General features: G+C 64.5%; 26 protein-coding genes. 12 read left to right on the forward strand and 14 right to left on the reverse strand.

What is annotated here, in order from left to right; translation table 11 throughout:
* Positions 1-44 precede the first annotated feature (44 nt).
* The 6 genes from G3574_RS08725 to G3574_RS08750 form a co-directional block, all read right to left on the reverse strand.
* Positions 45-1406, reverse strand: a complete 1362-nt coding sequence (locus G3574_RS08725; protein WP_163962215.1) for an MBL fold metallo-hydrolase RNA specificity domain-containing protein — start codon at positions 1404-1406, stop codon at positions 45-47.
* A 136-nt stretch (positions 1407-1542) separates the two neighbouring features.
* Positions 1543-2364 carry a competence/damage-inducible protein A gene (locus G3574_RS08730; RefSeq protein WP_163962092.1) on the reverse strand — a complete coding sequence of 274 codons (822 nt, stop codon included), beginning with the start codon at positions 2362-2364 and terminating at the stop codon, positions 1543-1545.
* A 54-nt stretch (positions 2365-2418) separates the two neighbouring features.
* Complete coding sequence (locus tag G3574_RS08735) at positions 2419-3234, reverse strand: EI24 domain-containing protein (RefSeq protein ID WP_163962218.1); 816 nt, start codon at positions 3232-3234, stop codon at positions 2419-2421.
* Positions 3234-4217, reverse strand: coding sequence for a sterol desaturase family protein (locus G3574_RS08740; RefSeq protein ID WP_163962094.1), 984 nt, complete (start codon positions 4215-4217; stop codon positions 3234-3236). Before G3574_RS08740 ends, G3574_RS08735 begins: the two co-directional genes overlap by 1 nt.
* 39 nt (positions 4218-4256) lie before the next feature.
* Positions 4257-5051 carry a polysaccharide deacetylase family protein gene (locus G3574_RS08745; protein ID WP_163962096.1) on the reverse strand — a complete coding sequence of 265 codons (795 nt, stop codon included), beginning with the start codon at positions 5049-5051 and terminating at the stop codon, positions 4257-4259.
* Positions 5051-6019 carry a YVTN family beta-propeller repeat protein gene (locus G3574_RS08750; RefSeq protein WP_163962098.1) on the reverse strand — a complete coding sequence of 323 codons (969 nt, stop codon included), beginning with the start codon at positions 6017-6019 and terminating at the stop codon, positions 5051-5053. Before G3574_RS08750 ends, G3574_RS08745 begins: the two co-directional genes overlap by 1 nt.
* Positions 6020-6304: 285 nt before the next feature.
* On the opposite strand from G3574_RS08750, the gene G3574_RS08755 reads away from it, so the two are divergent.
* From G3574_RS08755 to G3574_RS08765, 3 genes are all read left to right on the forward strand, one after another.
* Complete coding sequence (locus G3574_RS08755) at positions 6305-6613, forward strand: hypothetical protein (RefSeq protein ID WP_163962100.1); 309 nt, start codon at positions 6305-6307, stop codon at positions 6611-6613.
* Positions 6614-6715: 102 nt separating this feature from the next.
* Positions 6716-7069 (forward strand): FKBP-type peptidyl-prolyl cis-trans isomerase, encoded by a 354-nt coding sequence (locus tag G3574_RS08760; RefSeq protein ID WP_163962102.1) that lies wholly within the window; start codon positions 6716-6718, stop codon positions 7067-7069.
* Between the two features lie 199 nt (positions 7070-7268).
* Positions 7269-7490, forward strand: coding sequence for a hypothetical protein (locus G3574_RS08765; RefSeq protein WP_163962104.1), 222 nt, complete (start codon positions 7269-7271; stop codon positions 7488-7490).
* A 16-nt stretch (positions 7491-7506) separates the two neighbouring features.
* On the opposite strand, the gene G3574_RS08770 is transcribed toward G3574_RS08765, so the two are convergent.
* On the reverse strand, positions 7507-8964 hold the full coding sequence (locus G3574_RS08770; RefSeq protein ID WP_235953218.1) for a wax ester/triacylglycerol synthase family O-acyltransferase: 1458 nt from the start codon (positions 8962-8964) through the stop codon (positions 7507-7509).
* 145 nt (positions 8965-9109) lie between these two features.
* Between G3574_RS08770 and G3574_RS08775 the strand changes: the two genes are divergently transcribed.
* Positions 9110-9364 (forward strand): acyl-CoA-binding protein, encoded by a 255-nt coding sequence (locus tag G3574_RS08775; protein ID WP_163962106.1) that lies wholly within the window; start codon positions 9110-9112, stop codon positions 9362-9364.
* A gap of 34 nt (positions 9365-9398) precedes the next feature.
* Here the strand turns inward: G3574_RS08775 and G3574_RS08780 are convergent, their stop codons facing one another.
* The 4 genes from G3574_RS08780 to G3574_RS08795 all read right to left on the reverse strand — a co-directional run bounded on the left by G3574_RS08780 (position 9399) and on the right by G3574_RS08795 (position 12866).
* Complete coding sequence (locus G3574_RS08780; protein ID WP_163962108.1) at positions 9399-9683, reverse strand: polyhydroxyalkanoic acid system family protein; 285 nt, start codon at positions 9681-9683, stop codon at positions 9399-9401.
* Positions 9684-9685: 2 nt separating this feature from the next.
* Positions 9686-10672 carry a 2-hydroxyacid dehydrogenase gene (locus tag G3574_RS08785; protein WP_163962110.1) on the reverse strand — a complete coding sequence of 329 codons (987 nt, stop codon included), beginning with the start codon at positions 10670-10672 and terminating at the stop codon, positions 9686-9688.
* Positions 10673-10677: 5 nt separating this feature from the next.
* On the reverse strand, positions 10678-12111 hold the full coding sequence (locus G3574_RS08790) for a sodium:proton antiporter (protein WP_407941655.1): 1434 nt from the start codon (positions 12109-12111) through the stop codon (positions 10678-10680).
* 92 nt (positions 12112-12203) lie between these two features.
* The gene (locus G3574_RS08795; protein WP_163962112.1) at positions 12204-12866 is read right to left on the reverse strand and encodes a LutC/YkgG family protein; all 663 of its coding nucleotides are present in this window, start codon (positions 12864-12866) and stop codon (positions 12204-12206) included.
* An 83-nt stretch (positions 12867-12949) separates the two neighbouring features.
* Between G3574_RS08795 and G3574_RS08800 the strand changes: the two genes are divergently transcribed.
* From G3574_RS08800 to G3574_RS08830, 7 genes are all read left to right on the forward strand, one after another.
* Positions 12950-13174 carry a hypothetical protein gene (locus G3574_RS08800; protein ID WP_163962114.1) on the forward strand — a complete coding sequence of 75 codons (225 nt, stop codon included), beginning with the start codon at positions 12950-12952 and terminating at the stop codon, positions 13172-13174.
* A 138-nt stretch (positions 13175-13312) separates the two neighbouring features.
* Positions 13313-13636: a ferredoxin FdxA gene (fdxA, locus tag G3574_RS08805; RefSeq protein ID WP_163962116.1), complete on the forward strand. Its 324-nt coding sequence runs from the start codon at positions 13313-13315 to the stop codon at positions 13634-13636.
* Positions 13637-13815: 179 nt separating this feature from the next.
* On the forward strand, positions 13816-14916 hold the full coding sequence (locus G3574_RS08810; RefSeq protein WP_163962224.1) for an NAD(P)/FAD-dependent oxidoreductase: 1101 nt from the start codon (positions 13816-13818) through the stop codon (positions 14914-14916).
* A 748-nt stretch (positions 14917-15664) separates the two neighbouring features.
* Positions 15665-16900, forward strand: coding sequence for a polyhydroxyalkanoate depolymerase (locus tag G3574_RS08815; protein ID WP_163962118.1), 1236 nt, complete (start codon positions 15665-15667; stop codon positions 16898-16900).
* Positions 16901-17045: 145 nt separating this feature from the next.
* Positions 17046-17825 carry an electron transport complex subunit RsxB gene (rsxB, locus tag G3574_RS08820; protein ID WP_328804768.1) on the forward strand — a complete coding sequence of 260 codons (780 nt, stop codon included), beginning with the start codon at positions 17046-17048 and terminating at the stop codon, positions 17823-17825.
* Between the two features lie 4 nt (positions 17826-17829).
* Positions 17830-18480, forward strand: a complete 651-nt coding sequence (nth, locus tag G3574_RS08825; RefSeq protein WP_163962120.1) for an endonuclease III — start codon at positions 17830-17832, stop codon at positions 18478-18480.
* A gap of 60 nt (positions 18481-18540) precedes the next feature.
* Complete coding sequence (locus G3574_RS08830; protein WP_163962122.1) at positions 18541-18963, forward strand: DUF1841 family protein; 423 nt, start codon at positions 18541-18543, stop codon at positions 18961-18963.
* An 88-nt stretch (positions 18964-19051) separates the two neighbouring features.
* On the opposite strand, the gene G3574_RS08835 is transcribed toward G3574_RS08830, so the two are convergent.
* The 3 genes from G3574_RS08835 to G3574_RS08845 form a co-directional block, all read right to left on the reverse strand.
* Positions 19052-19393 (reverse strand): c-type cytochrome, encoded by a 342-nt coding sequence (locus G3574_RS08835; RefSeq protein ID WP_163962123.1) that lies wholly within the window; start codon positions 19391-19393, stop codon positions 19052-19054.
* A gap of 9 nt (positions 19394-19402) precedes the next feature.
* Entirely contained in the window at positions 19403-19723 is a 321-nt protein-coding gene (locus G3574_RS08840) for a c-type cytochrome (RefSeq protein WP_163962125.1), read from the reverse strand.
* A 145-nt stretch (positions 19724-19868) separates the two neighbouring features.
* Complete coding sequence (locus G3574_RS08845) at positions 19869-22061, reverse strand: site-specific recombinase (RefSeq protein ID WP_163962127.1); 2193 nt, start codon at positions 22059-22061, stop codon at positions 19869-19871.
* 108 nt (positions 22062-22169) lie between these two features.
* On the opposite strand from G3574_RS08845, the gene G3574_RS08850 reads away from it, so the two are divergent.
* The gene (locus G3574_RS08850; RefSeq protein ID WP_163962129.1) at positions 22170-23024 is read left to right on the forward strand and encodes an AAA family ATPase; all 855 of its coding nucleotides are present in this window, start codon (positions 22170-22172) and stop codon (positions 23022-23024) included.
* The last annotated feature ends 18 nt before the right edge of the window (positions 23025-23042 follow it).

Here is a 23042-nt window from a genome sequence, read left to right on the forward strand (position 1 = left end):
GCGACTGCCTTTGGCAAACCCGACTACCCCTGTCATTCCCCGCCTCACCCGAGCATTACCCTCTCCAACTGCTCCGGCACATGGCACCGCCACCCCAGCTTGTCCTCGATCCGCTTCCGCAGGACATCCGCCGCCTCCGGCTCGCCATGCGTGATGAAGGTGGTCCGCGGCGGCTCGCGGAATCCGCCGAGCCACTCGAGTATCTCTTCCTGGTCCGCATGCGCCGAGTAGTTGTCCAGGCAGGCGACTTTCGCGCGTACCCGCACGAGTTCTCCATGGATCTTGATCTCGGTTGCGCCGCCCAGCATGGCGGCGCCGCGCGTGCCGCCGGCCTGGAAGCCGGCGAACAGGATCGTGCTGCGGGGATCGGGCGCGAAGGCTTTCAGGTGATGCAGGACGCGGCCCCCGGTCGCCATGCCGCTGCCGGCGATGATCACCTTCGGCATGCCGGGCCGGTTCAGGGCGATCGATTCCTCGACGGAATTGACGTTCTTCGCCACGTGGCACATGGCCTTGCATTGTTCCGGCGTCAGCCGGTGCAGGCGCCGGTGCCTGCGGTACAGCTCGGTCACGTCGATGGCCATCGGGCTGTTGAGGTACACCGGCAGGCTGGGAGGAATCGCGGCCCTCTCCTTCAGCAGGTGAATCTGGTAGAGCAAGGCCTGGACACGGCCGACCGCGAATGCCGGGATCACCACCACGCCGCCGCGTGCCGCGGTCTCGCGGATGATGCGTCCCAGCGCCTCGCCGTCGTCGTCCGGGGCGTGCAGGCGGTTGCCGTAGGTGGATTCGATCACGAGGTAGTCCGCATGGTCATGGCGCGCGGGCGGCTTCATGAGGATGTCGCGCTGCCGCCCGATGTCGCCGGAAAAGACGAGCGTCTTGCCGGCATGGTTCAGGGCGATGGAACTCGCGCCAAGGATGTGACCGGCCGGCCGGAAGGTCGCTTGCAGGCCGGGCGCGAGGTCCAGCGCCGTGTCCCAGTCGACGCAGGAGAAATGCTCCAGGCAGCGGGCGGCGTCGGCTTCGGAATACAGGGGCAAGGCCGGCGCATGCTTCGAAAAGCCGTGGCGGTTGGCATAGGACGCCTCATCTTCGAGCAGGCGTGCGCTGTCGGGCAGCAGGATGCGGCACAGATCGCAGCTGGCTTCCGTGGCATGGACCCGGCCGGAAAATCCCTCGTGGCACAGGCGCGGCAGGTAGCCGCTATGATCGAGGTGAGCGTGGGTGAGCAGCACGGCATGAAGCGATTCCGGCGGCACGGGAAACGGCGCCCAGTTTCTCAGCCTGAGCTGCTTGTACCCCTGGAACAAGCCGCAGTCGACGAGCATGCGCGATGTGCCCGCCTCGACGAGGTAACGTGATCCGGTGACGGTGCCGCTCGCGCCGAGGAACTGGAGCGACATGTTCATGGCATGCTCCTATCGCTTCCGGGGAAGCTGGAAAGATAAGAGCACCTTACGGATTGCGCCGCCGGGCCTGAATGATCTGGATCAAACTTCAACAACCCCGGCAGGCGCCATGCCCGGGAGCATGGCCTGCCTAGCGCGGCTGCCCGGCCGGCGTTGCCGGCACGTATTCGGCATTGAGCACGTCGAGGCCGGCGCACATGGCGGCGTAGGCCTCCTCGACCTGCGCGGGTTCGCCTTTCACGCCCAGTTCGATGTGCCGCCGCGTCTGCGCATCGCCCACGCTGGGCAGGCTGAATACCTTGATACCGGGATAGGCGGTCTCAAGCTGCTCCATCAGGGGCGTGATGGTCGACTCCGCGGTCTCGTACACCAGCACCGACTTTTCGGCGCGCGGCGTCGTGCGGAACAAGTGCGCGTAATGGGTATCGAGAACCCATTCGATCATCGGCCAGGCCATCACCGGGAAGCCGGGGACGAAGTAGTGGCCATCCTCGGCGCCGGCGCGGATGGCGAAGCCGGGAATCTTGTTGAAGGGATTGGGGATGATGGAGGCGCCCTCGGGAAACTCGCCCATCTTCAGGCGGTGCAGGTTGTCGGGCGCATCGAAGTCAGGCTCCACGCCGGCGTCGCGCGCCGTGTCTGCGATGCGTTCGCGGATGCGTTCCCGCGCTTCCGGATGCAAGGCCAGGGGCACGCCCAGCGCCATGGCGGCGCACTGGCGGGTATGGTCGTCGGGCGTGGCGCCGATGCCGCCGCAGGAAAACACCATGTCTCCGGAGACCAGGGAACGCCGCAGCGCGTCGGTGATGCGTTCGCGGTCGTCGCCGACATACTGCGCCCAGGCGATCTGCAGGCCGCGCGCGCCGAGGATCTTGACGACCTTGGAGAAATGCTTGTCGGCACGTTTCCCGGAGAGAATCTCGTCGCCGATGATGATGAGTCCGATTGCCATGGAAGCCCGCCGTGAACAAAAGGGCCATTATGCCGCAGCGGACGGCAACCGGTTTTAGCGCACGTCGACCGCGCGTACCTTTGCCCTGTCCTGTCTCAGGGCGGCCAGGCAGTAATGCTCGAACCAGAGGCCGGTGAACACGAACACCAGCACGTAGAGCCAGATCGCGCCCGCGGCGAGGAAGGGGAAGAAGATCACCGACAGCGCGCCGCCCAGCCAGAGCAAGGTGGGGGCCGCGCCCATGGCGCCGGTCAGGGTGCCGATGAGCAGCAGCGGCCAGCGATGCTCGCGCATGAAGGCGCGGTACTCGTCGGCGCTGGCATGCTCGGCGAGCGCGTCGTAGGCCATCACGTGATAGGTGAGCCAGCCCCACAGCACCGGCTGGATGAGGAAGGTGAGCGGCGGGAAGAGGCTGAGCGGCAGGGTCAGCAGCCAGAGAACGGCGAATACGAAGAACGACCAGATCGCCGTCCACAGGCTGCCGAACAGCGTGCCGCCGCGGCGCTTGTCGAGATCGGGATATTGCCGGCCGCCGACGTGGCGCACGATGGCGGGCATGGCCATGGTGCCGACGAAAACCAGCGCGGTGAGGATCATGAGGGGCAGCAGCACCCACATGGCGATCAGCGGCACGACCACGGTATGCCAGTTGCCCAGCCCGACCCAGTCCAGCACCGCGCCGGCGACGCGGAAGCCGCCGTTGTCGGCGAAATAGGCATGCAGCCAGTCGATGGTCGGCTGCAGGCCGAGGTAGAGCAGCACGCCCCACAGCAGCACCGAGGCGGCGAAGGGCAGCACGGTCAACAGCAACATGCGGAAATGCAGCTGTGACACGACGGCGCGCCCAAGCGCGATGAGGACGTCGCGGATCAACCCGGCTTCCTGGAAAACTCGACCATGCGCTTGAGGCCGAGCCACTGCTGGCGCCAGAAGCCCTTGCCATAGTCGCGGCCGGGGCTGCGGGCAGTGGCAAGCTGGTCGCGCACGCCGGTGGCTTCGAAGCTCGTGCCGAAATGCGCGGTCTTGAACAGGATGTCCCAGGCCGGGAACAGCACCGCGAAATTGTGGCCGCCCAGCGTGCCGCGGCCCTTGGACTCGTGGCCGATGCCGATGGCGTGGTGCAGGCGGTGGTAGCGCGGCGACACCAGCACGCGCTCGCCGATGCGGCCGAAATGGATGCGCACGTTGGCGTGCTGCAGGCTCTGCAGCATGCGCGAGGCCATGACCAGCAGCACGTATTGCGCGGGCTCGACGCCGATCACCAGGGCGATGACCGCCATGAAGGCATCGCGGATGACGTCGTCCAGCAGGTGGTTGCGGTTGTCCGACCAGAGGTTCATGTGCTGCTGGCTGTGATGCAGGCTGTGCAGGCCCCACCACCAGTTGAAGTGGTGCTCGGCGCGGTGATACCAGTAATCGAAGAAATCGAGGACGACGAGGTAGATGAAGAACGACACCAGCGGATTGTCGGTCACGCCGGGCCAGAGCTCCTCGAGGTTGAAATGCGTCACGCCATGCAGGTGCAGCTCGGAGGCGACGGCGGTGAACAACGGATCGAGCAGGAAGAACACCAGCACCGTGAAGGCGCCGAGCCGGTGGATGCAGGTGTAGATGAAATCGTCGCGCCTGGCCCGGGGATCGAGATTGGCCTGCGCCGGGATCCAGGCTTCGAGCGGCCGCAGGATGGCGTACAGCAGGACCAGCTCGACGATGCCGAGCAGGAACCATTCGGTGCCGGTGAAGGCTTCCTCGGCGAGGTCGCCAAGGCCGGCATGGAACAGCACCGGCTGGACCACGGCTTCGAAGAGCCAGCCCTGGGCGTCGCCAAACACATTCACCAAAGTTTGAATCATGGTCATCGTTGCACTTGCCGCGGGCGCGGCATGGTCAGGTCACTTCGCGCCAAGCACCGGATGCTCGCGCAGGGTTGCAAAGCAAAAGCCCTTCTTTTCCAGTCCGTCGATCAGTGGTTCCAGCACCGCGGGCGCCCAGGGATCCTTGCGCGACCAGATGCCGAGGTGGGCAAGGAAGATGTCGCCATCCTTCAGGCCGCCCAGCGCCCGGGCAAGCAGTTTATCATTCGGCCAGGTTTCGCTCGGCAACTCGTCGCCCGAGAAGCCGGCGGGCGACCAGCCGGCATGCCGGTAGCCGCAGGACTTGCCGGCGGCGAGCAGGCCGGGTGTCAGCTTGCCGCCGGGCGCGCGCCAGAACGGATCGAGCCTGGCGCCGGTCAGCTCGTTGAAGCGCGTCGCCACGCGGTTGAGTTCATCGCACACCTGCTTCGGCGTCCATGCCAGCTTCTTGCCGGCGTGGTCGCCGAACTGCGGCTTCATCTCGATCCGTCCGTCCGGCAGGTCGCGCTGGACATAGACGTGGTCGAAGGTATGCGTGCCGAAGGCATGCCCCTCGGCAACGCGCGCCTTCCAGAACGCCGACCACGACGGATCGAGCGAGTAATCGCCCTTTACCGTCTTTTCGTTGGCGAGGAAGAATGTGGCCTTGATCTTGTGCCTGTTGAGCGTCTCGGCGATGTACTCGGCCTGCGACTGGCTCCCGGTATCGAAGGTGAGGTAGATCGTGCCCTTGCAGCTCGGCTGGGCTGCCAGGGCAGGCAGGCATGCGAGGCCCGCCGCGCAGGCGAGCAAGGCGGCGGCAGGGATGATGGAAGCGGCGGCGGGCCGTTTCATCACATGCGCGGAGCGTGGTTGGCGAAGTAGACGCCGTGCGGCGAGCGGCCCACGGGGATCATCTTGATGACCTTCTTGCTCGCGACATCGATCACCGCGACCTTCTTGATCCAGCGCAGCGTGGCCCAGAGGGTCTTGCCGTCATCGGTCAGTTCCATGCAGTCGGGGCCGCCCGGCACGTTGATGGTGCCGACGTTCTCCAGGGTCTGCTGGTCGATGATGTTGATGGTGTTGGAGATACGGTTGGAGACGAACAGATGGCGCTTGTCGCCCATCGCGCGGAAGTTGTGCGTGCCCTCGCCGGCCTTGATCTTCTTGACCGTCTTCTGGGTGCGCCAGTCGATGACTTCCACGTAGTCGCTGCCCATGATGCCGACCAGCAGGTACTTGTCGTCGGGCGTGATCGCGATGCCGGCGGGGAGCTTCCCGACCGGCATGGTCCACTTGACCTGCTGGGTCTCGAGGTCGATGGCGCTGATCTGGTCGCTGCCCTGCTGGGTGATGAAGACCGTCTTGCTGTCGGAGGTGAAGGCCATGTGGCTGGGCAGCTTGGCGAGCGGCAGGCGCTTGGCGAGCTTCAGGTCGCGGCCGTCGTAGCGGTAGATGTCGACATGGTCGAGGCGCAGCGCATTGGCGACGAACCATTTCTGGTCGGGCGAGAAGCCGATCTGGTAGGGATCGGTGATGTCCTTGATGCGGCTCTGCACCTGCCCCGTCTTCGGGTCGAGGAAATAGAGTTCGTTGCTGATCGCGCTCGCGACGATGAGCGACTTGCTGTCCGGCGTAGGCATCAGGTGGTGCGGCTCCTTGCCGACCGGGATGGTGCCGATCTCCTGGTACGTGGACTGATCCAGCAAGGTCACGCTGGCATCGCGCGAGTTGAGCACGACGACCACGTTCGCATGCGCCGCGGAAGCGGCGATCATGGTTGACAGAAGAGACAGAAGTAATCCGAGACGACGAAGCATGAGCACCAACTTGGATGGAAAATGGCGAGGCACTATTCTACTCTGCCGCCACGTTGCGGCGGCGCAAACCTGCCCGTTTTTCAGGCAGCGGCAACAGAATTTTTCGCTAGCCTTGCAGGACTAACATGACCGGCGCCGGGAAGGTTTTCAGAGTGGCATATTCTTTGGACATCGTGTCCCGCGGCGACGGCAGGTGCCCGCGCCGCGCGATGCCCATGGCATCAACGAACGCCGGCCGCCGCCCGTTGACCCGCGCCGGGACTGGTTCATTTTCGGGAAACCTCAATGCATCTCGTCCAGATCTTATTGCCCGCATTCGGGAACGATGGCACGCCCATGCCGCGCGAGCGCTTCGACCGCACGCGCCAGGAACTGCTCGATCGCTTCGGCGGCCTGACCGCCTATACCCGCGCGCCCGCGTCCGGCCTTTGGCAGGAGGAGGATGGCCGGACCATGCGCGACGACGTGCTGGTATATGAAGTAATGAGCGAGGACCTGGACCGTGCCTGGTGGGCGGATTACCGCGCCGCGCTGGAGAGGCGCTTCGAACAGATCGAACTGGTGGTGCGGGCGCAGCAGGTGGAGCGGCTGTAGGGGCCGTAGCGGCGGCATTGCCCTGCTCCTCCCCCTCCCCGCCAAAGCCGATCGCCCAACACTGGTAGAATTTCCGGTTTCATCTTTGACAAAGGAAATGCCATGTCCACCACGACCGAATCCGGCTTGCAATACGACGACCTGACGGTGGGTTCCGGCGAGGAAGCGCGCGCCGGCAATCACGTGACCGTGCATTACACCGGCTGGCTGCAGAATTCCGACGGATCGGCCGGCCGCAAGTTCGATTCGAGCAAGGACCGCAACGACCCCTTCGAATTTCCGCTCGGCGCCGGCCACGTCATCAAGGGCTGGGATGAAGGCGTGCAAGGGATGAAGGTGGGCGGCGTGCGCCGGCTGACCATTCCCGCCGCGCTGGGCTATGGCGCGCGCGGCGCCGGCGGCGTCATTCCGCCGAACGCCACGCTGATCTTCGAGGTGGAATTGCTCGGCGTCTGATGCCATCCCTAGCCGCCTGAAGCGGCATCGGCGGCGAATGCCGGACCCGGCGCCGGTCCGCCGGATGCGCGGCTTTGCCACATCGGCAAGGCATGGGAAAGGGATGTAAATTTCCTGGAGGGAAATGGGTAACCGGGGTATCCTCGGTCCGACGTTTCGCCGATGCAAGCGAAAGCGAACCAACCGGATCCGCCCTCCCATGCCTTATCGACAATTCCTTCTCGCTGCCATTGCGGCAGTCGTTTCCGTCAACCTCGCCGGCTGCACCGCGGTCACCGTCGCGTCCGCAGCGGTCTCGGTGGCCAGCACCGCCGTCAGCGTCGGCGTGACCGCCGGCTCGGTCGCGGTGGGCGCAGCCACCACCGTAGTGAAGGGTGCCGCCACCGTCGGCGGCGCCGTGGTCGAGAAAGTCGTCGAGTAAGCCGCCTGGTAAGCCGTCAGGCCCACTCTGCCATCAAGGTCATCAGTACCAGCTTCTCGAATTCCGGCTGGAAGCGGCGGATGATGTCGTGCGGATCGGAGGCGATGGCACCGTCGATCACCAGCCCGAACTGCACCCCGCCGTTGTAGCTCAGGATGGAGACGCCGACGCCGATGTCGCCGGATTGCGGCACCCAGAACATCATCTGGTCCAGCCGGCTTCCCGCCAGGTAGAGCGGCGCCTGCGGACCGGGCACGTTGCTCATCACCGCCGTCGCCTTGCGCGCGAAGTAATTCTGGATTTCATTCTGCATCTGGCGCGGCGTGGCGCCGAGCACGCCGAGCACCGCCATCGCCACGATCGCCTGGTAGCCGCCCTTGAGTTCATCCATGCGGCGGCGCACTTCGAGCAGCCTCGCCATCGGATCCTCGACGCCGATCGGCAGCACCAGCGGCACGAGGCCGAAGGCATTGCCCAGCTTCTGCTCGCGGCCCGGCTTGCGCAGGTTGACCGGCACCATCGCCCGCAGCTCCGCGTCCTCCCCCACCTCGTCCTGCTGCCGCAGGTAGGAACCGATCGCGCCGGCCACGCAGGACATCAGGACGTCGTTCACCGACGCGCCGACCGCCCGGCCGATGGCCTTGATCTCATCGAGCGGCAGCGGCTCGCTCCAGGCCACGTGCTTGGCGCCGCGGGGCTTGCCCTTGAGGCGGGTGCGCGTGTCGTCGCCCATGGCCACCAGCTTGACCGCGTCCGTCGTGAAGCGCCCCGCCACCAATCCCATCTTTGCCATGCGCTCGGCCAGCTTGTCGGCATCGGCCAGCATCCAGACGTACTTGGTCCACAGGCTGGCGGACATGTTGATGGCGCCGATGGTGGTCTTGGTAATCGGGCGGAACAGGTCGAGCCAGGGGTTGTCGTCGTCCATCGCCGGCGGGACGGGCGCCTCGCCTTCCGCCGGCCTGCGCGCATCGGACGACTGGTCGTACATCGACAGCAGCAGTCCGACCAGCGCCATGCCATCGGCGATGCAGTGGTGGATGCGGATGATGGCGGCTTGCCTGGTCCTGCCGTCGGCGCCCATGCAGTTGTCCACCAGGTGGATCTGCCACAGCGGCTGCTCGGGATCGAGCGGCGTGGCGGAGAGGTCTCCGACGAGGCGCTCCAGGTCGGCCTTGTTGTCGGGCCGGCGGTCCTCCAGACGGGCATGGACGATGTGGTAATCCATGTCGGGTTCGACTTCCAGCCACCAGGCGGCGCCGGTCATGTCCTTCGCCACCTTGCTGCGGAAGCGGCTGTGGCGCAGGAGGCGCGATTCGAAGGTGTCCCGGAAGCGTTGCGGATCGACCGGCGTGGCGAACAGCTGCACGCCCACGATAATCATCAGGTTGCCGTCGGAATCCATGCGCAGCCAGGCGTTGTCGACGGTGGACATGCGCTCCCGGCGCGGCGATGACAGGATTGAAGACAACATCGAGAACCTCCTCTAGCGCATTTCTTTTTTGCCCGCGGGTTGTATGTTATTTTCGCGGCATGGTCAGGGCGATCGCGACGGCGGACCGGCGCCTGCACCGATAAGGACACTATCACAGCGTACCAATTTGATCTAGGAGAAATGCATGAGCCTGCAAGCCCAGTTCGACCAGGCGGTCGCCGATTCCAAGAACCTGCCGGAAAGGCCGGACAACATGACCCTGCTGAAGATTTACGCCCTGTTCAAGCAGGCAACCGAAGGCGATGTGGAGGGCAAGCGCCCGGGGTTCACCGACATGGTCGGCCGCGCCAAGTTCGACGCCTGGGACGGACTCAAGGGCACGGGGAAGGAAGAGGCGATGCAGCAATACATCGACCTCATCACCGAACTGAAGGGCTGACCGGGCCCTGCGCGCATTCCCGGCCGATTGGTCTTCACGCCTTGGCGCTGAAGACCTTTTTCATTTTCGAGGTCACTTTTTCCTCGATGGTGGGCGCGAAGGCCTTGAGCAGGAAGCCGAGGGAAATCTCGAGGTGGGCGACCTGCTCGCCCAGGGTGAGCGAGCCGGAAACGCCGCTGCGGCGGAAATAGAGCACGTCGCCGTCCCAGTCGGACGTCATCTCGTATTCCTCAGCCATCTGGTCGGCGACCTGTTGCGCAGCATCCTTGGCCTTCTTTTGCGACAGCTTGTGCTTCTGCTTGATGCTGATGTCCGCCATGCTCAACCCTTTTTCTGAACTTGTGGGTTAAGGATATTCGGCGGCGTGCCCGCCGTCAACGCGGCGATGAGGTTGTCGGCGGCGCAGTTGGCCATCGCCTTGCGGGTGGGCGCCGACGCGCTGCCGAGGTGCGGCGTGAGCACGACGTTCGACAGCCCGAGGAAGCCGGGATGGAACCGCGGCTCGTTCTCGAACACGTCGATGCCCGCGCCGGCGATGCGTCCGGCATGCAGGGCATCGATCAGCGCGGCGTCATCGACGATGCCGCCGCGGGCAATGTTGACCAGCGTGGCGGTCGGCTTCATCAGCGCGAGCTCGGCGGCGCCGATGGTGTGGTGCGATTCCGCGGTGTAGGGCAAGGTCAGGATGACATGGTCCGCGCTGCGCAGGAGTTCTTCCTTGCCGACAAGCCGCGCCTGGTTGGCCTTCGCTTCCAGTTCGGGCGAGAGCCGGGAGCGGTTATGGTAGATCACCTGCATGTCGAAACCCATGGAGCGGCGTGCGATCGCCTGCCCGATGCGGCCCATGCCGATGATGCCCAGCGTGCTTCCATGCACGTCCACGCCCAGCAGCGTGTCGATGCGCCACTTGTCCCACTTGCCGGCCCGCAGCCAGTGCTCGGATTCGGTGACCCGGCGCGCCGTGGCCAGCAGCAGCGCCCAGGCGAAGTCGGCGGTGGTTTCGTTGAGCACGTCCGGCGTGTTGGTGACCATGATGCCGGCGCGCGTGGCGGCGTCGAGGTCGATGTTGTTGTGGCCCACCGCCATGTTGCAGATGGCCTTCAGGTCGGGACAGGCGGCGATGATTTCCGCCGACATCCTTTCGGTCGGCGTGCAGTACACACCCTGCTTGTCCCGCAGCGCGGCGGCCAGTTCCTGCGGCGCCATGACCTCGTCGGAAGGATTGCACTCGACCTCGAAATGGCCGCGCAGCCTTTCGATGACCTCGGGAAAGATGCTGCGGGTGATGAAGATGCGGGGCTTGCTCATGACGGTCACCGGAAGAAGATGAAGGTCATCAGTATAAACAAGGGAACGAGGACCGCGCCGGACCATGCCATGTAGCCGAAGAAGCTGGGCATGCGGATGCCGCGTTCCTCGGCGATCGACTTGACCATCATGTTGGGCGCGTTGCCGATGTAGCTGTTGGCGCCCATGAATACCGAGCCGCAGGAAATGGCGGCCAGCGTCTCGCCCAGGCGGGTCATGAGCACCGCCGGATCGCCGCCCGCCGTATTGAAGAACACGAGGTAGGTCGGCGCGTTATCCAGGAAGGATGACAAGAAGCCCGATGCCCAGAAATACATGGCATTGACCGGTTGGCCGGCGCTGTCCGTGACCGCGCGCACGACGGGTGCGAAGGCGCCCGCCTCGCCGGCGCGCAGCATGGCGATCACGGGAATGATGGTGATGAAGATGCCCGCGAACAGCTTGCCGACTTCCTGGATCGGCCCCCAGGAGAATTCGTTGCCCTTCCTCGCGGCAGCCGGGGTGGCGGCCATCGAGACGCCGATCACCACCAGAAGGAGAAGGTCGCGCACCAGGTTTTGCAGCTCGACTTCCACGCCGGCGACATGGAAGGCGATGCCCGGCTTCCACACGCCGCTCATGAGCACCAGCCCGACGATTACGGCCAGCAAGGCGAAGTTGATCTTGCCGGTGAAGCTCAGCCGGGTGTCGGGCGTTGGGTCCTGCGCCAGGCGCTCATCCTCCTTGCCGTAGAAATGCTGGTCGAGCAGGAAGAAGATGACCAGCAGCGCCGCGCACAGGAACAGCGTCTCGGGGAAGATATTGCGAATGGTCCAGCCGAAGTCCACGCCCTTGAGGAAGCCAAGGAAGAGCGGCGGATCGCCCAGCGGCGTGAGGGAGCCGCCGGCGTTTGAGACGAGGAAGATGAAGAACACGATGACGTGCACCACGTGCTTGCGGTCGTCGTTGGCGCGGATCATGGGGCGAATCATGAGCATCGAGGCGCCGGTCGTTCCCATGAAGCTGGCGAGCACCGTGCCGATGGCCAGAATGGCGGTGTTGAGCGCGGGCGTGCCGTGGAGGTTGCCTTGCACGCAGATGCCGCCCGCCACCACGAACAGCGCGGTCAGAAGGATGATGAATGGAAGGTATTCGGCCAGAAAGGCGTGGGCGGCACCGCCCACCGCCGTGCCGGCGCCGAAGAAGGCGGCGCAGGGCAGCAGGAAGGCCAGCGCCCAGCCGAGGGCGATCTTGCCGAAGTGGTGATGCCACAACGCCGGCGTAAACAGGGGGCACAGCGCGATGCAGAGCAGCAGCCCGGCGAAGGGAATGCCCCACCAGGCCGTCAGCAGGCGGCCGTCGATTTCGGCGGCGAAACAGGAAGCGGGAAACAGGGCCAGGAGCCCGAGCAGGGCTGGCAAGGCCAGCAGGCTGGCAGTAAGGCGCGCGCGCAATTGCAGTCTCCGTCGTTATTGGATTTCCGGCAATTGTAGCGTGGCGGCAGCGTGAATTCGCTAAGTAGAGATACTGAAGCGGCCTGCCGGCCGCTGCTTCACTCGTCCCGCACCAGGATGACGTGCACCCGGTAGGGCCCGTGCGCGCCGAGCACGATGGTCTGCTCGATGTCGCCGGTGCGTGATGGTCCGGAGATGAAGTTGACCGCGCGCGGCAGGCCTCCCCTTTCGCTGCGCGCGAGGGCGAAGGCGTCTTCCATGGAAGCAACGATGCGGGATGCCGGCAGGATGGCGACATGCGTTTCCGGCAACAGGCTGGCCGAAGACCAGGTATCCGGGCCGGACAGCAGCATCAGCGTGCCGGTCTCGGCAATGGCGCAGAACGCGCCCGTGATGCCAACAAGGTCGTCGTTGCTGGGCGGGCGGCATTCCACCTCCATTCCGGCCTCCCGCCACGGCAGGCCGGACAGGGTGCGCCAGGCGATGGCCCGGCGCGCCACCGCGATGCCATCCAGGTAGGCGGCCACCTCGGCCGGCACCTGCGCCGACGCGGCGACTTCGGACACCGTGTCCGACATCCTGAGCGCCTGCTCGCGGAATCGCGCGACGACGTCCGTGCCGATGTCGGGCATCGGGCCGCGGGCGTGCTGCGCCAGGTAGTCGTCGGCGGCCTGCCGCTCGCCGGAGGCAGGCTGTTCCGGCCGGCCCTGGGCGCGGCGGATGCGGTTCAAGATCGCTTGACGTGCGGCGGAGGTATCCATGGCGCTTGCTTTCCCGTTGCGCGCGCTCGGCGCGAATGCAGCGAGTCTAACCCAAGGCCAGGGCCATCCCGTCCCGCCGACTCATGATTTCATTTCAAATCCGCGAAGCAAAACATTCATCAAGGCGTTTCGCCGCGGCGGGGACTATCATCGCCGCAGCTCCGACGCCCTTCGTCACCACTTTTTTCCTGGCTGCGGCCGTTCGGGCTTGCCCGGATGGCAACGCCGGCAGGGAAAATCGTGCCGAATCCGGGAACGCGTCCGCCGCCGGCGCGGCCGCCGCATTTGCTTATGCGTATTCTGTCTAAATCGGGTTTGTTAGATGCACTTAATTGTCTTAAAATACAAGGCTTTGCAGCGGGATCATCTTTTTGTCCGGGGACCTTTCCCTGCGCGCGCCCGGCTCCAAACCCATCAAAGTCGAAAAATTTTCAAATAGGACTGTTATGACCCACGTTGTGACCGAATCCTGCATCCGCTGCCGCTATACCGATTGCGTGGATGTATGCCCGGTAGACTGCTTCCGCGAAGGCCCGAACTTTCTTGCCATCGACCCCGACGAGTGCATCGACTGCGCCGTGTGCGTCGCCGAATGCCCGGTCAATGCCATCTATGCCGAAGAGGACGTGCCGGCCGACCAGCAACAGTTCATCAAGCTCAATGTCGAACTCGCCCGCAAGTGGCCATCGATCACCAAGACCAAGGCGCCGCTGCCCGACGCCGACGAGTGGAAAGACGTCAAGGACAAGCTCGCCGAACTGGCCAAGTAAGGGCAAGTTCGCCGGCCGGCCGCTTGGCCGTCCAGCCGCAACACCAAAAAAACAAGGGGACCTCGAAGCCAGACATGGCCGTCCGCCGTCGAACAAGCGCCCGGTGTCCGGGCGCTTGCGCACCAAGGAGCGTCGGCAATTTTGGAAACCTCGCAATGAAACAGGAACTAGATAGTCGTATGGACATCAGCAACGGCGTAAGCGCATCCACCCAGGCCCCGGCCGTCCCCGCCAATGCCGGCGGCCCGATCGAAACCGATGCCGTCATCGTGGGCGCCGGCCCGGTCGGCCTCTTCCAGGTCTTCGAACTCGGCCTGCTCGAGATCAAGGCGCATGTCATCGATTCGCTGCCCGTGGTCGGCGGCCAGTGCATGGAGCTGTATCCCGACAAGCCCATCTACGACATTCCCGCGGTCCCCGTCTGCACCGGCAAGGAACTGACCGACAACCTGCTCAAGCAGATCGAGCCCTTCGGCGCCACCTTCCACCTCAACCAGGAAGTCACCGTCGTCGAGAAGCGCGAAGACGGACGCTTCAACCTCGAGACCTCCGCCGGCACGCGCTTCATCACCAAAACCATCTTCATCGCCGCCGGCGTCGGTTCCTTCCAGCCGCGCACGCTGAAGGTGGATGGCATCGAGGCCTTCGAAGGCAAGCAGTTGTTCTACCGCGTCAAGGACCCGAGCCAGTTCCATGGCAAGAACCTCGTGATCTGCGGCGGCGGCGACTCGGCGCTGGACTGGGTGCTCAACTTCGTCGGCAAGGCCGAGTCGGTCGTGCTGCTGCATCGCCGCGAGGAATTCCGCGCCGCGCCCGCGTCCGTTGCCAAGATGAAGGAACTCTGCGACCAGTACGAGATGCAATTCCTGGTCGGACAAGTGACCGGCTTCGAATCGCAGGACGAGCAGCTCACCGAAATCAAGGTGACGGGCGCGGACGGCGTGACCCGCCGCCTGCCGGTAGATACCCTGCTGGTCTTCTTCGGCCTCTCGCCGAAACTCGGCCCGATCGCCGAATGGGGATTGGACATCGAGCGCAAACAGCTGAAGGTGGACACCGAGAAATTCGAAACTAACGTGCCTGGCATCTTCGCCGTGGGTGACATCAACACCTACCCTGGCAAGAAAAAGCTCATCCTCTCCGGTTTCCACGAGGCAGCACTGGCCGCTTTCGGCGCAGCGCCCTACATCTTCCCGGACAAGAAGATCCACATGCAATACACCACGACCTCGCCCAAACTGCACAAGGTCCTCGGCGTCGAAACCCCGGTGTTCGACTAAGGTTTCCCCGGCGACATCGCCCCCTCCTGCAACGCCTTCCGCCTGAAAAGCGGAAGGCGTTTTTCATTGCGGCCTCTCAACATCTGTTGCCGCCGTGTCGGCTGGAATCCAACAGGGCAACGTTCTACTAAGTAAATGCCGGCGCTGATTTCATCAAATGGCTGGCACTTGGCGCCCGGGAAGCGCGTAATTTTTACACTGGCATGACGCAACGCGCAAAGTCATGCCTCAAACGGGCCTATGCTTGTTTAGACTTTTTTAATGTTTACAGCCTCACGATGGATTTTCCTTATGCTGAAGGCTTTGGAAACCGGTTGGCATGATCCATGCAAGCTTTGCCCGGTGAAACACCACAGGTAAAACCAGTTGATCCATTGCGTCGCACAATTGCGACAGTTTGAATGTGGCGTTAGCGTTATCAGGCATGAGAAAAAGCAATCAAGCAGTTGATTTGCAGACTGAAAAGCTGGAGTGGTTAATAAAAATCAATTGTTGGCTGTGGTTCTTATGCTCAATTGGCTTGTATCGGGATCGAGACTTTGTGTTATGTTTCTCATGAACAAGCTCATTTTGAACGCCTGTTCTTTTTTGTTCCAGGACGGGACAAGAAATTGATCAGGTCGGCGGATGTGAGTGTTTCCAGAAATATTTTTATGCGGAAAGTGACGAAGTTGACACTGATGCATTGCAGCAAAGCTCCTTTCCCAGCAGAATCGAGCGACACCGGTACCACTTGAAAGAGGCCCTTATGCTCTACCAATTTCACGAATTGAACCGTACCTTCCTGAACCCGCTCATCCAATGGGCCGAAGCTTCCGCCAAGCTGTTCACGAATCCGGTTTCGCCTCTTGCCCACACCCCCTTTGCACAGCGCATCGCCGCGGGTTACGAACTGATGTACCGGCTCGGCAAGGATTACGAAAAACCTGAATTCGGCATCAAGACCGTTCCCGTCCAGGGAAAATCGGTCGGCGTGTTTGAAGAAGTCGACGCACAGCGTCCCTTCTGCCGCCTCATCCACTTCAAGAAAGATCTGAGCGACAAGCAGTTCGCCGGCTTGAAACAGCCCGTCGTGCTGCTCGTTGCACCGCTGTCCGGCCACCATTCCACGCTGCTGCGCGATACCGTCCGCGCCCTGCTCTCCGAGAATGACGTGTACATCACCGACTGGACCGACGCCCGCATGGTGTCGGCCTCGGAAGGCGCGTTCCACCTGCATGACTACATCTACTACGTGCAGGATTTCATCCGCCGCCTCGGCCCGGACGTGCACGTGATCTCGGTCTGCCAGCCCACCGTGCCGGTGCTCGCCGCGATCTCGCTGATGGCCAGCGCCAACGATCCCAAGCTGCCCAAGACCATGACCATGATGGGCGGCCCGATCGACCCGCGCAAGTCGCCCACCGCGGTCAATGACCTCGCCACGAAGAAGCCGTTCTCCTGGTTCGAGAACAAGGTGATCTACAGCGTGCCGCCCAACTATCCGGGCTTCGGCCGGAAGGTCTATCCCGGCTTCCTGCAGCATGCCGGATTCATCGCCATGAACCCGGGCCGCCATGCGCAGAGCCACTGGGACTTCTACATGCACCTGCGCAAGGGCGACCAGGAATCCGCGGAAGAACATCGCCGTTTCTACGATGAATACAATGCGGTGCTCGACATGCCGGCCGAGTACTACCTCGAGACCATCAAGATCGTGTTCCAGGAATTCCGCCTTCCCATGGGGACCTGGGAAGTCGAGGGCAAGCTGGTGCGTCCGCAGGACATCAAGAACGTCGCCCTGTTCACCATCGAAGGCGAGCTCGATGACATCTCCGGCGCCGGCCAGACCCAGGCCGCGCACGACCTCTGCTCGGGCATTCCGAAGTCGAAGAAGAAGCACTTGACCGCGCCGAAATGCGGACACTACGGCATCTTCTCCGGCCGCCGCTGGCGCGAAAACATTTGCCCGCAGATCGGCGAATTCATCCGCGCGCATAGCTGATGTACTGATGCCCTGATACGCGGCATGCACGACTGAAAGCCGTCCCCACCCGGGACGGCTTTTTGTTTGGCGCTTCCGGAACACCGGAATCGCAACAACCGCCCCGCTTTGCGCGATAATCCTTCTTTTTCTCCAGCCGCAGTCCGTGTCCTCCACTCTTCCCTCGCTGGCCGACCGCATCGACGCCCTGCTTCCGCAGACCCAGTGCACGAAATGCGGCTATCCGGCCTGCCGTCCCTACGCCGAAGCGATCGCCGACGGCAAGGCTGGCCATAACCAGTGCCCGCCGGGCGGCGAGCAAGGCATTGCCCGCATCGCCGCCATCATCGGCAAGCCCGTCATTCCCCTCAATCCAGCGAACGGCGTGGAACGGCCGCGCCCGGTGGCCGTCATCGACGAGCGCCTTTGCATCGGCTGCACGCTCTGCATACAGGCCTGCCCCGTGGATGCCATCGTGGGCGCGGCCAAGCAGATGCATACCGTCCTGCCCGGCCTCTGCACCGGCTGCGACCTCTGCGTCGCACCCTGCCCCGTCGACTGCATCGACATGGTCGAGGCCACGCCCGGCAAGACCGGATGGGATGCGTGGTCGCAGGAACAGGCCGACGCGGCGCGCGCGCGATTCCAGTTCCGGGTGTTCCGGCTGCGCCGGGAAAAGGAAGAGAACGATGCGCGCCTCGCCGCGAAGGCGGTGGCCAAGCTGAAGGCGGTGGAAGCCGAGCCCACGCTGACGCCCGAGCAGCGCGCGGAGCAGGAACGCAAGCGGGCCATCATCCAGGCTGCCATGGAACGCGCCCGCCTGCAGAAGGAGCAGCAGGCGGCACGCGCCCAGGCCCAGCCCGGCATGCAGGATGTGTCGCGCGGCGTGCGACGCCAGATCGACGAAGTGAACGCGCGCCTCGAACACCAGCCCAAGGAAGACTGAGCCGATGAACGCGGAAAAACGCCAGGAGATCTTCCGGCGCTTCCGGGAAGCCAACCCGCATCCCACCACCGAACTCGAATACACCACGCCATTCGAGCTGCTGGTCGCGGTCATCCTGTCGGCGCAAGCCACGGACGTATCGGTCAACAAGGCGACGCGCAGGCTCTATCCGGTGGCAAACACGCCGGAGGCCATCCATGGCCTTGGCGTCGATGGGCTGATCGATTACATCCGCACCATCGGCCTGTTTCGCACCAAGGCAAAGAACGTCATCGAGACCTGCCGCATCCTGATGGAACAGCATGGCGGGGAGGTGCCGCGCCTGCGCGAGGCGCTGCAGGCCTTGCCGGGCGTGGGCCGCAAGACCGCGAACGTGGTGCTGAACACCGCGTTCGGCGAGCCGACGATCGCCGTCGACACGCATATCTTCCGCGTCTCCAACCGCACCGGCATCGCGCCCGGCAAGGACGTCGACGCTGTCGAGCAGAAGCTGCTGAAGGTGGTGCCGTCAGAATTCAGGAACGACGCGCATCACTGGCTGATCCTGCATGGCCGCTATACCTGCATCGCGCGCAAGCCGCAATGCTGGAACTGCGTGATCGCCGACCTGTGCGAATTCAAGGAGAAGACGCCGCTGCCCGAAAAGGGCGTGTAGCAGCGCGAGGCCGCTGGTTCACCGCTACAATCACCGATTCGATCCATCTCCCGCGAGATCATGTTTACGCCTTCCCAGCACGACGTCCGACGATTCTTTTGCGAAACCTACCGCAAGGTGGAAGCCGGCGAAATCCTGACGCCACTCGAAGCGATCGCCCGCGACTGGATCGTGCAGCACCCGGAATATGCGGGCGATCTTGCCAGCGTCGACGAAGCGCTTGCCGCCGATTACTCGGTGGAACGCGGACGAAGCAATCCCTTCCTCCACCTGTCGATGCACCTGTCCATCGCCGAACAGATTTCCATCGACCAGCCGCCGGGCATCCGCGCCGCCTTCCTCGGCCTCGCGCAGCGGCTTGGCTCGGAGCACAATGCCCAGCATGAAATGATGGAATGCCTGGGCGAGATGATCTGGCAATCGCAGCGCAGCGGCCTGCCGCCGGACGGCGCGTCCTACGTGGAGTGCGTTCGGAAGCGCTGATCACGCGGACTTGCCGTGAAATGCAAAAAAGCCACGGCATGCCGTGGCTTTTTCGTTTGCGCCGCGCAAATTGCGCGACCGGTGAGGCTTACTTGCGCAGGACCAGCGAAGTCGGGAGGCTGTGCAGGTAGGCGGCGATGTCCTGGATGTCTTTCTTGGACAAGGCCTTGGCCTGGGCGCCCATGATGGCGTTGCCGCGGCCGTTCGCGCCGTCGGCGCCGCGCTGGTAGGAGACCAGCGCATGCTCCAGGTAGTCCTGGTGTTGGCCGGCCAGCTTGGGATAGGAGGGGTCGATCGGCCTGTTGAAGTCCTTGCCGTGGCAGGAGGCGCAATTGTACTTCTCGGCGGCCGCCTTGCCGGCATCCACGTTGCCGCCAGCCATGGCGTTCAGCGACATCAGCGCCACTGCTGCTGCGAAAATCTTTTTCATTCTGTCCCCTTATTTCTGCTGCGAGTAGTAAGCCGCGAGGTCGGCGATGTCCTGGTCCGTCAGGCCGGCGGCCACGCCGCGCATGCTGGGATGCTTGCGCTCGCCCTTCTTGTAGGCGTTCAGTGCCGATTCGATGTACTTGGCGGACTGGCCGCCGAGCATGGGAACCTGGTACACCTCGGGGAAGGTTGCCTTGTAGCCGGGAATGCCGTGGCAGCCGATGCACATGGCGACCTTGTTTTCCGCCGCCTTGGCATTGCCTGTCACGTCCGCTGCGACAGCACCACCGGCAACACCCGCTAGCGCGAGAAGCGCAAAGATTTTTTTCATGTTCAATGGGAATGGGTTAATGCGAAATCTGCTGGGGCACGGACCGCGCCGCCCGCCTCCGGTGAATGTTCCCACCGCAGCCAGCGGCATATTGCCTCGGCGCACCAAAACGCTTAATTTTACCTGAAGACTCCGGCAAGTCCAACTAGCGTGTCCCGGCGCGGCGACGGGCATTCTCGTCGTCGGGCGGCACGGCGCCGGGCGGCGGGACCTGCGGCTGCGGAATCGGCGCCTTTTCGCGCGGCGGCGGCAGGTAGGTCGATCCGGCGAAGGCCACGCGGCGCACGAGCGCGGCGAACACCATGCGCCGCGCGCGCATCGGCAGGCCGCGCGCATGCATCGCGAGCACGAGGGCACAGGTCAGCGCGACGCCGACATTGAGCGCGCCAGCAAGGAGAACGTTGACCACCGCCAGCCAGAAATCCGCCTCGTGGAAGACGTCCGGTCCGAGGCTCGCGGCGGCGCTCGCGAGGCGACCCGCGACCAGGGCGGCGTGCCTGATCTCGAAGCGCAGGCCGAAGAATCCCGCCAGCGCCGGCACGAGGCCGAACATCAGCGCGAGGGAGACCATGCCCGCGCCGGACGCGGCATGCCGCTCGAGGCGCTCCGCCCAGCGCTGCGCCCGCGGCGCGCCCAGCAGGCGAACCAGGTGGCGATGATGCGCCAGCGCATCCTTCATCCGGCGCAGCGCGAACCAGTTGTCGGCGAATCCGCCGAGGATACCGGCGAACCAGAGCATGACGCCGGTCGCGGCGCCGAACACCAGCGTGGGACCGACCTGCGCCATGTCCGCAAGCGCTGCCTGCGCCGTCGCGGGAGGCAGCATGACGCGGGAGGCCGCGAGCCACAACCCGCCCGCCAGCACGAGGGCGGCCAGCACGACGCCGAGCAGGTTGCCGAGCATGGCGGCCGCGTGTCCGCGCAGGATGGCGGCGCATTCGGCAAGCAGCCTGCGCATGGCGGCCATGTTGTCCAGCGCGCGCAGGTGCGCCGCCAGCACCGGCGTGGTCACCGCCGGCTGCTGACCGGCCAGCAGTCCGCCCGCCGCCCATATCATGCCGAAGCTCAGGCTGAAGCCGGCCGCGGCCAGGGTGCCGTCGAAAAAGCGCGCGCCGCCATTCCATGCCTGCTTGCCGAGAACGGCGATCGCGAGCAGCAGGCCGCCGCGCCAGCCGGCCGAGAACATGCCCGCATACTGCGCGCGATCATGCGCGGCATGGCGTTCGTCGCGCGCCGCGTGCCGCTCGACGATCTTGCGCGCCAGCAAGGCGAAGCTCCGCCGCACCACGCCGCGCGACAGGGCGTGCGCATGATGGGCTTGCGCGATGTCGGACAGCAGCGCCTGGATGCCGGCGCTGCCCGGCTGTTCCAGCGGCGCGGCGCGCGCATCGATCAGCCGGCCCATGCGCTGCAGCTGAGCGCGCATGCGCTCGACGCGATAGACCAGCCCCATCGACACGCCATGCTCGTCGAGGTGGGCGTAGATGCGGTCGGTCTGGGCCTGGCATACCGCGACCAGCATGCGGACGCTGCGCAGGGTGGCGCCGTCGCCGAGCGGCATCAGCACGTATTTCTCGATCTCGCGCCGCAGCGACATGAATGGCGTGGCCTGCAGGGCCATGCCGGGATCCAGCCGCTGCCGGAACTCGGGGCCGATGCCGACGGCCGCCACCATGGACGCGAGGTACACCAGTGCTTCGTCGAGCTGCTTGCGGTAGCCGTGGGCGATGCCGTCGTCGGCGCACAGGCGCATCAGGCGGTGCAGGGTGCGCTGGTCCAGCGCTGTCAGCCAGCCGGCATCGTCCGGCCTCGGGAACATGGCGGTGAACAGCGCCGACATGTCCGGCCGCAGCGAGGAGTCGGGCAGCAGGATCTTGCGCATGCGCTCGCCGAAGGCGCGGAACATGCCGGGCTCCTGAGGCAGTCCGGTCTCGCAGAAGAGCTCCGGGCCGATCGCTTCGCGCAGGGTCTTCTGCACGGTGGTGCGCACCACGCGGCGCAGGTCGCGGTGACTGTCGAGCCAGTCCAGCAGGAAGGCGACGCGGCGCTGGCGCGCGCGCAGCGATGCGGCCGGATCCGGCGCGGATGCGTCGGCGCGCATTTCGGCATCGAGGCCGCGGCGCAGCCAGTCGGCGACGTCGATCAGCCAGTTGGCGCGCTCGCCCCAGGGAGAAAACGGATTGGCGCGCTGCATCAGGCGTTCCAGCGCAAGGCGATGCAGCATCAGGCTTCGCTCGCGCGCTGCCTTTGCCGTGCGCCCGTGACTGCCGCGTCCACCCTGCCCGTCGCGACGAAATCGTCGCCAGGCCACGGCAAGCTTCATCAGGGAAATTTTCATGGAGGTGATGGAGATCGCGCCGAAGCGGGCGGCGAGGCGTCCAACCCCGGCACACGATCTCGCTTATACTTGGTCTTATCCTTACATTCTTATTCGAGATACAACGTCATGCGACCAGAAACACGTTTCGAAGGTTCCCAGAATTACGTTGCGACAAACGATCTGAAGCTCGCGGTGAATGCGGCGCTGACCTTGCAGCGGCCCTTGCTGATCAAGGGCGAACCCGGAACCGGCAAGACCATGCTGGCAGAGGAAGTGGCGGCTGCGCTGGGCATGCCGCTGCTGCAGTGGCACATCAAGTCCACCACCAAGGCGCAGCAGGGCCTGTACGAATATGACGCGGTTTCTCGCCTGCGCGACTCGCAGCTCGGCGAAGAGCGCGTGAAGGACATCCACAATTACATCGTCAAGGGCGTGCTGTGGCAGGCCTTCACCGCCGACCAGCCGGTGGTCCTGCTGATCGATGAAATCGACAAGGCCGACATCGAGTTTCCGAACGACCTGCTGCGCGAACTCGACCGCATGGAATTCTACGTCTACGAGACGCGCGAACTGGTGAAGGCCAGGCACCGTCCGCTGGTCATCATCACCTCGAATAATGAAAAGGAATTGCCCGACGCCTTCCTGCGCCGCTGCTTCTTCCACTACATCAAGTTCCCCGACAAGGACACGATGGAGCAGATCGTCGACGTGCACTTCCCGACCCTGAAGAAGGACCTGCTGGCCCAAGCGCTGCAGACCTTCTACGAAGTGCGCGACGTGGCCGGCCTGAAGAAGAAGCCTTCCACCTCGGAGCTGCTCGACTGGCTCAAGCTGCTGCTTGCGGAAGACATTCCCGCCGAAACCCTGCGCAGCAAGGATGCGAAGTCGGTGGTGCCGCCGCTGCACGGCGCGCTGCTGAAGAACGAGCAGGACGTGCATCTGTTCGAGCGGCTGGTGTTCATGTCGCGCACCAACCGCTGACCCGCGCGGTCCTCCTGC

Origin of the sequence: Noviherbaspirillum galbum (assembly GCF_010974945.1) — a bacterium.
In the GTDB taxonomy this organism is placed as follows: Bacteria; Pseudomonadota; Gammaproteobacteria; order Burkholderiales; family Burkholderiaceae_D; genus Noviherbaspirillum; species Noviherbaspirillum galbum.

What these genes read in the sequence shown, in the direction of transcription:
- G3574_RS08725 (WP_163962215.1), bottom strand. Translation starts at nt 1,406, where the DNA reads ATGTCGCTCCAGTTCCTCGGCGCGAGCGGCACCGTCACCGGATCACGT.
- G3574_RS08730 (WP_163962092.1), bottom strand. Translation starts at nt 2,364, where the DNA reads ATGGCAATCGGACTCATCATCATCGGCGACGAGATTCTCTCCGGGAAA.
- G3574_RS08740 (WP_163962094.1), bottom strand. Translation starts at nt 4,217, where the DNA reads ATGATTCAAACTTTGGTGAATGTGTTTGGCGACGCCCAGGGCTGGCTC.
- G3574_RS08745 (WP_163962096.1), bottom strand. Translation starts at nt 5,051, where the DNA reads ATGAAACGGCCCGCCGCCGCTTCCATCATCCCTGCCGCCGCCTTGCTC.
- G3574_RS08750 (WP_163962098.1), bottom strand. Translation starts at nt 6,019, where the DNA reads ATGCTTCGTCGTCTCGGATTACTTCTGTCTCTTCTGTCAACCATGATC.
- G3574_RS08755 (WP_163962100.1), top strand. Translation starts at nt 6,305, where the DNA reads ATGCATCTCGTCCAGATCTTATTGCCCGCATTCGGGAACGATGGCACG.
- G3574_RS08760 (WP_163962102.1), top strand. Translation starts at nt 6,716, where the DNA reads ATGTCCACCACGACCGAATCCGGCTTGCAATACGACGACCTGACGGTG.
- G3574_RS08765 (WP_163962104.1), top strand. Translation starts at nt 7,269, where the DNA reads ATGCCTTATCGACAATTCCTTCTCGCTGCCATTGCGGCAGTCGTTTCC.
- G3574_RS08770 (WP_235953218.1), bottom strand. Translation starts at nt 8,964, where the DNA reads ATGTTGTCTTCAATCCTGTCATCGCCGCGCCGGGAGCGCATGTCCACC.
- G3574_RS08775 (WP_163962106.1), top strand. Translation starts at nt 9,110, where the DNA reads ATGAGCCTGCAAGCCCAGTTCGACCAGGCGGTCGCCGATTCCAAGAAC.
- G3574_RS08780 (WP_163962108.1), bottom strand. Translation starts at nt 9,683, where the DNA reads ATGGCGGACATCAGCATCAAGCAGAAGCACAAGCTGTCGCAAAAGAAG.
- G3574_RS08785 (WP_163962110.1), bottom strand. Translation starts at nt 10,672, where the DNA reads ATGAGCAAGCCCCGCATCTTCATCACCCGCAGCATCTTTCCCGAGGTC.
- G3574_RS08795 (WP_163962112.1), bottom strand. Translation starts at nt 12,866, where the DNA reads ATGGATACCTCCGCCGCACGTCAAGCGATCTTGAACCGCATCCGCCGC.
- G3574_RS08800 (WP_163962114.1), top strand. Translation starts at nt 12,950, where the DNA reads ATGATTTCATTTCAAATCCGCGAAGCAAAACATTCATCAAGGCGTTTC.
- fdxA (WP_163962116.1), top strand. Translation starts at nt 13,313, where the DNA reads ATGACCCACGTTGTGACCGAATCCTGCATCCGCTGCCGCTATACCGAT.
- G3574_RS08810 (WP_163962224.1), top strand. Translation starts at nt 13,816, where the DNA reads ATGGACATCAGCAACGGCGTAAGCGCATCCACCCAGGCCCCGGCCGTC.
- G3574_RS08815 (WP_163962118.1), top strand. Translation starts at nt 15,665, where the DNA reads ATGCTCTACCAATTTCACGAATTGAACCGTACCTTCCTGAACCCGCTC.
- nth (WP_163962120.1), top strand. Translation starts at nt 17,830, where the DNA reads ATGAACGCGGAAAAACGCCAGGAGATCTTCCGGCGCTTCCGGGAAGCC.
- G3574_RS08830 (WP_163962122.1), top strand. Translation starts at nt 18,541, where the DNA reads ATGTTTACGCCTTCCCAGCACGACGTCCGACGATTCTTTTGCGAAACC.
- G3574_RS08835 (WP_163962123.1), bottom strand. Translation starts at nt 19,393, where the DNA reads ATGAAAAAGATTTTCGCAGCAGCAGTGGCGCTGATGTCGCTGAACGCC.
- G3574_RS08840 (WP_163962125.1), bottom strand. Translation starts at nt 19,723, where the DNA reads ATGAAAAAAATCTTTGCGCTTCTCGCGCTAGCGGGTGTTGCCGGTGGT.
- G3574_RS08845 (WP_163962127.1), bottom strand. Translation starts at nt 22,061, where the DNA reads ATGAAAATTTCCCTGATGAAGCTTGCCGTGGCCTGGCGACGATTTCGT.
- G3574_RS08850 (WP_163962129.1), top strand. Translation starts at nt 22,170, where the DNA reads ATGCGACCAGAAACACGTTTCGAAGGTTCCCAGAATTACGTTGCGACA.